Annotated in this window: 4 protein-coding genes and 1 riboswitch; of the genes, 2 read left to right on the top strand and 2 right to left on the bottom strand. The window is 71.4% G+C overall.

Annotated elements, in window-relative coordinates; all coding sequences use genetic code 11:
• Positions 1-135: 135 nt before the first annotated feature.
• A riboswitch (S-adenosyl-L-homocysteine riboswitch) is annotated at positions 136-232 on the top strand.
• Positions 233-264: 32 nt separating this feature from the next.
• Positions 265-3,009 carry a methionine synthase gene (metH, locus tag BGO22_RS18545; protein ID WP_286852158.1) on the top strand — a complete coding sequence of 915 codons (2,745 nt, stop codon included), beginning with the start codon at positions 265-267 and terminating at the stop codon, positions 3,007-3,009.
• A 66-nt stretch (positions 3,010-3,075) separates the two neighbouring features.
• Here metH and BGO22_RS18540 read toward each other — a convergent pair whose 3' ends face one another.
• The gene (locus BGO22_RS18540) at positions 3,076-4,635 is read right to left on the bottom strand and encodes a hypothetical protein (RefSeq protein WP_286852155.1); all 1,560 of its coding nucleotides are present in this window, start codon (positions 4,633-4,635) and stop codon (positions 3,076-3,078) included.
• Complete coding sequence (locus BGO22_RS18535; protein WP_286852153.1) at positions 4,632-6,164, bottom strand: YifB family Mg chelatase-like AAA ATPase; 1,533 nt, start codon at positions 6,162-6,164, stop codon at positions 4,632-4,634. The genes BGO22_RS18540 and BGO22_RS18535 overlap by 4 nt, the downstream gene beginning before the upstream one ends.
• 287 nt (positions 6,165-6,451) lie before the next feature.
• Between BGO22_RS18535 and BGO22_RS18530 the strand changes: the two genes are divergently transcribed.
• The gene (locus BGO22_RS18530) at positions 6,452-6,790 is read left to right on the top strand and encodes a P-II family nitrogen regulator (protein ID WP_070400158.1); all 339 of its coding nucleotides are present in this window, start codon (positions 6,452-6,454) and stop codon (positions 6,788-6,790) included.
• Positions 6,791-6,877 lie beyond the last annotated feature (87 nt).

The following is a 6,877-nucleotide window of genomic DNA, read 5'->3' as shown; positions in this document are numbered from 1 at the left end:
CGGCAATGGAGAGAAACGGAGGGGGTGGGGGCCTGAACGCGTGCTCAGTAACGCCCGGAAGCCCCAGGGCGCCAGCCAAATGGCTGTTCAGGCCGAACGGACGAAGGGTTTGAGGCCTGTCGCTAAAATCCCGGCTCTCTCAAGGAGCGTTGCAGCGGCCAGCCCAGGGCCTCCCGGGTCGGGGCCGTCAGGCTTGAGTGGGCTGGACCGGCCCCAACGACGCTCACCAGCTCGGTTTTTTCGCAAACAACCCTGGTGAGCCGCATGTCCTCCGAGACCTCCTCCGCCCCCATTTCCCCCGCCGTTCGCCCGATGCTGCTGTCGGGCCTGGAGCCGCTCGCCATCGGCGCGGGCAGCCTGTTCGTCAACGTCGGCGAGCGCACCAACGTCACCGGCTCCAAGGCCTTCGCGCGCATGATTCTCGAAGGCCGCTTCGAGGACGCGCTGGCCGTGGCGCGCCAGCAGGTGGAGAACGGCGCGCAGATCGTCGACGTCAACATGGACGAGGCCATGCTGGACAGCGAGGCCGCCATGGTGCGCTTCCTCAACCTCATGGCCGGCGAGCCCGACATCGCGCGCGTGCCGGTGATGGTGGACAGCTCCAAGTGGAGCGTCATCGAGGCCGGCCTGCGCTGCCTGCAGGGCAAGGGCGTCGTCAACTCCATCAGCATGAAGGAGGGCGTGGAGGAGTTCAAGCGCCAGGCCCGCCTCATCAAGCGCTACGGTGCGGCGACCGTGGTGATGGCCTTCGACGAGACCGGCCAGGCCGACACCTACGAACGCAAGATCCAGATCTGCGAGCGCGCCTACCGCATCCTGGTGGACGAGGTGGGCTTTCCGCCCGAGGACATCGTCTTCGACCCCAACATCTTCGCCATCGCCACCGGCATCGAGGAACACAACAACTACGCGGTGGACTTCATCAACGCCACGCGCTGGATCAAGCAGCACCTGCCGGGCGCCAAGGTCTCGGGCGGCGTGTCCAACGTGAGCTTCAGCTTCCGCGGCAACGACCCGGTGCGCGAGGCCATCCACACCGTCTTCCTGTACCACGCCATTCAGGCCGGCATGGACATGGGCATCGTCAACGCCGGCATGGTCGGCGTGTACGACGAACTGGAACCCACGCTGCGCGAGCGCGTGGAGGACGTGGTGCTGAACCGCCGCCCGGACGCCGCCGAGCGCCTGCTCGACATCGCCGAGAGCGCCAAGGGCGCGGCCAAGGACGATTCGCAGAAGAACGCCTGGCGCGAACTGCCGCTGCGCGAGCGCCTGTCGCACGCGCTGGTGCGCGGCATCAACGACTTCATCACCGAAGACACCGAGGCCATGTGGCGCGAGATCGAGGCCGGCGGCGGGCGCCCGCTGAACGTGATCGAAGGCCCGCTCATGGACGGCATGAACGTCGTGGGCGATCTGTTCGGCCAGGGCAAGATGTTCCTGCCCCAGGTGGTCAAGAGCGCGCGCGTGATGAAACAGGCCGTGGCCCACCTGCTGCCCTACATCGAGGAAGAGAAGAAGCGCCTGGAAGCCGCCGGCGGCGACGTGCGCTCCAAGGGCAAGATCGTCATCGCCACCGTCAAGGGCGACGTGCACGACATCGGCAAGAACATCGTCACCGTCGTGCTCCAGTGCAACAACTTCGAGGTGGTGAACATGGGCGTGATGGTCCCGTGTCACGAGATCCTGGCCAAGGCCAAGGTCGAGGGCGCGGACATCGTGGGCCTGTCGGGCCTGATCACGCCCAGCCTGGAAGAGATGCAGTACGTGGCCAGCGAGATGCAGAAGGACGAGCATTTCCGCATCAAGAAGATCCCGCTGCTGATCGGCGGCGCCACCACCAGCCGCGTGCACACGGCGGTGAAGATCGCGCCGCACTACGAGGGCCCGGTGGTCTACGTGCCCGATGCCTCGCGCAGCGTGAGCGTGGCCCAGGGCCTGCTGTCGGACCAGGCCACGGCCTACATCGCCGAGGTCAACGCCGACTACGAGCGCGTGCGCCACCAGCACGCCAACAAGAAGCAGGTGCCGCTGTGGCCGCTGGACAAGGCGCGAGCCAACCGCACGCCCATCGAGTGGGGCGGCTACACCCCGCCCGTGCCCAAGTTCATCGGTCGGCGCGTGTTCAAGAACGTGGACCTGGCCGAGCTCGCCAGGTACATCGACTGGGGTCCCTTCTTCCAGACCTGGGACCTGGCCGGCCCCTTCCCCGAGATCCTGAAGGACGAGGTGGTGGGCGAGGAGGCGCGCCGCGTGTTCAGCGACGGCAAGCGCATGCTCCAGCGCATCATCGACGGCCGCTGGCTCACGGCCAGCGCGGTCATCGGCCTGTACCCGGCCAACTGCGTGAACGACGACGACATCGCGCTCTACGCCGACGAGTCGCGTGAGCGCCCGGTGCTGGTGTGGCACGGCCTGCGCCAGCAGACCGAGAAGCAGGAGATCGACGGCGTGATGCGCCCCAGCCGCTGCCTGGCCGACTTCGTGGCGCCCCAGGGCGTGGCCCCGGACTACGTGGGCCTGTTCGCGGTGACGGCGGGCCTGGGCGTGGAGAAGAAAGAGAAGCAGTTCCTCGACGACCTCGACGACTACTCGGCCATCATGTTCAAGGCCCTGGCCGACCGCCTGGCCGAGGCCCTGGCCGAGCAGATGCACCACCGCGTGCGCACCGACCTGTGGGGCTACGCGCCGAACGAGGCGCTGAGCAACGAGGAGCTCATCAAGGAAAAGTACCAGGGCATCCGCCCCGCGCCGGGCTACCCGGCCTGCCCGGACCACACCGTCAAGCGCGGCCTGTTTCAGCTGCTGCAGGCCGAGGAGATCGGCATGGGCCTGACCGAAAGCCTGGCCATGTCGCCAGCGGCCAGCGTGAGCGGCTTCTACCTGAGCCACCCGCAGAGCACCTACTTCAACGTCGGCAAGATCGGCGAGGACCAGCTGGACGACCTGGCACAGCGCAGCGCCGTGGCGCGCGCGGACCTGCAGCGCTGGCTGGCGCCCAACCTCTGAGTTCCGGCGCGCGGGCCACCGCGTCCCCGCTCGCGCGGGTCCCGGCATGGCCCGGCGCGCCGGGGGTCAGCCGGTGCCATCCCCGGCGAGACCGCGCAGCCAGTCCATGACCTCTGGCGGCCGGTTTCGCGCCAGCAGCGCCAGGGCGGCCAGGCGCCGGACGGCCTCGCCGTCCCCGCTCAGCGACAAGGCGTCGAGCACGCCTCCCAGGATCGGGTCGGGCATGTCGTGGATGGCCGTGAGGCTGGCCGTTTCATGGAGGCCCAAGGAACACCCGGCCAGCCGCTTGAGGGCGTGGAACACCGGCTCGGGCAGGGCCATGGCCTGAAGGTCCCGGGCGAGGTCGGCCAGGTCCTGTTCGGTGTAGGGGGTGTTCTCCGGCGTGTCGCTGGGGGCGCCCCAGTTCCACCGCGCGGCCGCCGGCCAGTGGGCCACCACAATGGCCTTCAAGCCCGGGGCCACCGCCCGGGTGCGCGCGCCGAGGATGGCCTTGGCCGCGACAAAGGCGAAGGCCTTGGCCGCGGGCGGGTAGAGCCGGCCCAGGCACGCCAGCACGCCCAGCAGCTGGCGCGGCGTGCTGCTTCGAAGGAAGGCCACGACTTCCCGTTCGGACCCGCAGGTCGCGAAGGCGCTCAGGGCCCGGCTCACCGTCGGCGGGTCCAGCAGGGGGTCGGCGCACGACAGGGCCGATGGATGGGCGCCGGCCAGGGCCAGCAGGTAGCGGGCGGCGCCGGTGGCGTGCATCAGCGGCGCGGAGATGACGTCGGGCGCGGTGGCTGGGACGCTGGGCGCCAGAGGGCCGCACGCCTGCACCAACAGGCGCCGCAGACCCAGCGCGGCCCCGGGGTGGATGCCCCAGAGCCAGCTCAGCAGCGCGTCCCTGTCCTGCGTGGTCGAGAAGGTCGCCAGCCACCGTCGCAGCGGTGCGATGCCTTGGCTGCCGCGGGACAGGTGAGACAAGGCGGTCCACAGCCTGGCGCTCAGGGGAATGGGCTTGCAGCTCATGATGTGCCGGGCCGCGCCGACGACGTGCTGGGGGTCGGGCCGCGCGGGCGGGGTCGCATCGACATGGCCGGTGCGCGCGGGGTTCGCCGGCGCCAGGTGTTGCTCGACGTGCCGCTTGATCGCGCTGAGCGCCTCCCTGGCCCCCGGGCGCCGTTCGTAGGCGTCGAAGCAGCGATCGAATCGATCCAGGAACCGCTTCACACAGCGGTCCAGGTGGGGCCTCACCTCGGCGGGGCAGTCGGCGCGGGTGGGCAGGTGTTCGAGCAGCAGGTGCAAGTGGTCGGCGAGTGTGTCGTTTCTGCATGACGCGGGCAGGGCCGCCAGCAGCAACGGGGCGAACGCGGGGCGTGTCTGAGGGGGCAGCTTGCCCAGGAACACCAGCAGGCTGTACTGGCCCGCGCAGTCGGGGCTGGCGTGGGCTTGCGCGTCGAAGAACACCTCCACCAGGTCCGCGGTGCTGTTGCAGTCCTGCAGCTGGAGCTCCGTGTAGGCCGTGTGGCAGCCGCTGTGGCCGATGCAGGCGTGCACCGCGTTCAGCAGCGCCTGTGGTGAGGCGGGCGTGGTGTCGATGCGCCGCTGCCCTCCCGTGACGGGGCCGGAAAACCCCCCGACGCGCTTCATGCGAACGCCCCCAGCACGCGCCGGTACTGCACCGCCTCCGCCACGTCGGCGGCGCCCACGCGCTCGTGCCCGGCCAGATCGGCGATGGTGCGGGCCACGCGCAGCGCCCGGTGCGTGCCGCGCCCGCTCCAGGCCAGGCGCACGGCCGCCGCGTGCAGGAACTTCAGCGCCGCCGGCTCGGCGCGCGCGTGCTCCTCGAGCGCGCCGCCCGCCAGCGCGCGGTTGGGCTGGCCCTGGCGCCGCAGCGCCAGCGTGTGCGCGGCCACCACGCGCTCGCGCACCGCGGCGCTGCCCTCGCCCGGCGGTCCCTGCAGCAGCTGCTCGCCGGGCAGCGCGGGCACCTCCACCTGCAGGTCGATGCGGTCGAGCAGCGGACCGCTGAGCCGGCCCTGGTAGCGCTGCACCTGCTCTGGCGTGCAGCGGCAGGCGCGCACCGGGTGGCCGCGGTAGCCGCAGGGGCAGGGGTTCATGGCGGCCACCAGTTGGAAGCGCGCGGGGAATTCGGCCTGCTGCGCCGCGCGCGAGACGCGGATGCGGCCGGTCTCCAGCGGCTCGCGCAGCGCCTCCAGCGCGTGGCGCGCGAACTCGGGCAGCTCGTCGAGGAACAGCACGCCCTGGTGGGCGAGCGAGATTTCGCCCGGCCGCGGTGGCGAGCCCCCGCCCACCAGCGCCACGGCGGAGGCGCTGTGGTGCGGCGCGCAGAAAGGCCGCTCGCCCCAGCGCGCGGGATCGAAGCGCCCGGCCAACGAGGCCACGGCCGCGGCCTGCAGGGCCTCGTCGGTGGCCATGGGCGGCAGCAGCCCGCCCAGGCGCTGCGCCAGCATGGACTTGCCGGCGCCCGGCGGCCCCACCAGCAGCAGGCTGTGGCCGCCGGCGGCCGCGATCTCCAGCGCGCGGCGCGCCGCCACCTGGCCTTTCACGTCGGCAAGGTCGGGTCCCCCGGGTGGCGCCGGGACGCTGTCGCGCGGCTCCAGCCGCGCCCAGCCCGCATCGTCCTGCGTGGCCGGCTGCTCGCGCCGCAGGCGCGCCACCACGTCGATCAGGTGGCGCGCGCGCACCACGTGGGCGCCGGGCACCAGGGCGGCCTCTTCGGCGCTGCCTGGCGGCAGCACCAGGGTGCGGGGCGCCGCGTCCTGCGCGAGGGCCAGCGCCATGGCCAGCGCGCCGCGCACCGGGCGCAACTCGCCGCCCAGGGACAGCTCGCCCGCGTACACGCCGCGCGCCAGGGGTTCGGCCTCGATCTGCCCGCTGGCGGCCAGGATGCCCAGCGCGATCGGCAGGTCGAAGCGCCCCGAGTCCTTGGGCAGGTCGGCCGGCGCCAGGTTCACGGTGATGCGCTGGCTGTGCGGAAACTCCAGGCCGCTGTTGGCGATGGCCGCGCGCACCCGCTCGCGCGCTTCCTTCACTTCGGTGTCGGCCAGGCCCACCAGCGTGAAGCTGGGCAGGCCGTTGGCCAGGTGGACTTCCACGCTCACGGGCCGGGCGGCCAGCCCCTGCAGCGCGCGGCTGTGCACATGCGCCAGCGCCATGGGTGTTCTCCCTGTTCAGGTGCGCGGCCGCCGGCGGCGGCCACGGGGCGGCCGATTCTGCGGGCGCCGCTGGCACGACACCGGTGGGGGTGTCGGGCGCCGGCCCGTCCCCGATTCGGCGCATCGGGCACCGTGGTGGTGCGCCGAAGCCCCCCTGGCGTGCCGCGGCGCGGGCGGGGCCTCATCCTGGTGCCGACCGCCCTGGAGGGCCGGCACCCGGGCGCTCCGGGTTGGCACACAAGCTGCTAAGGCAGACACCAGATCAACCAACCCCTGGAGGGATCGTCGTGAAAATGGTTTCAGCCGTCATCAAGCCGTTCAAGCTGGACGAGGTGCGCGAGGCGCTCTCCGGCGTGGGCGTGCAGGGCATCACCGTCACCGAGGTCAAGGGCTTCGGCCGGCAGAAGGGGCACACCGAGCTCTACCGCGGCGCGGAGTACGTGGTCGACTTCCTGCCCAAGGTCAAGATCGAAGCGGCCGTCGCGGACGACCTGGTCGAGCGCGTCATCGAGGCCATCGAAGGCGCCGCGCGCACCGGAAAGATCGGCGACGGAAAGATCTTCGTCTCGCCCCTCGAGCAAGTGGTCCGCATCCGCACCGGCGAGACCGGCAACGAGGCGATCTGACCCAGCCATTCCCTGAACCCAACCGAGTCCATCCAAATGAAGAAACTCCTGGCTTCCCTGTTGCTGGGCCTGGGCCTGGCGATCGGC

This window comes from Hydrogenophaga sp. 70-12, assembly GCF_001897365.1.
Classification (GTDB): domain Bacteria; phylum Pseudomonadota; class Gammaproteobacteria; order Burkholderiales; family Burkholderiaceae_C; genus Hydrogenophaga; species Hydrogenophaga borbori.
Note: the sequence above shows the minus strand (reverse complement) of the source record. Positions and strands in the feature narration are given on the sequence as shown.

Coding starts and splice junctions, on each gene's coding strand:
- metH (WP_286852158.1), top strand. CDS start 265: ATGTCCTCCGAGACCTCCTCCGCCCCCATTTCCCCCGCCGTTCGCCCG.
- BGO22_RS18540 (WP_286852155.1), bottom strand. CDS start 4,635: ATGAAGCGCGTCGGGGGGTTTTCCGGCCCCGTCACGGGAGGGCAGCGG.
- BGO22_RS18535 (WP_286852153.1), bottom strand. CDS start 6,164: ATGGCGCTGGCGCATGTGCACAGCCGCGCGCTGCAGGGGCTGGCCGCC.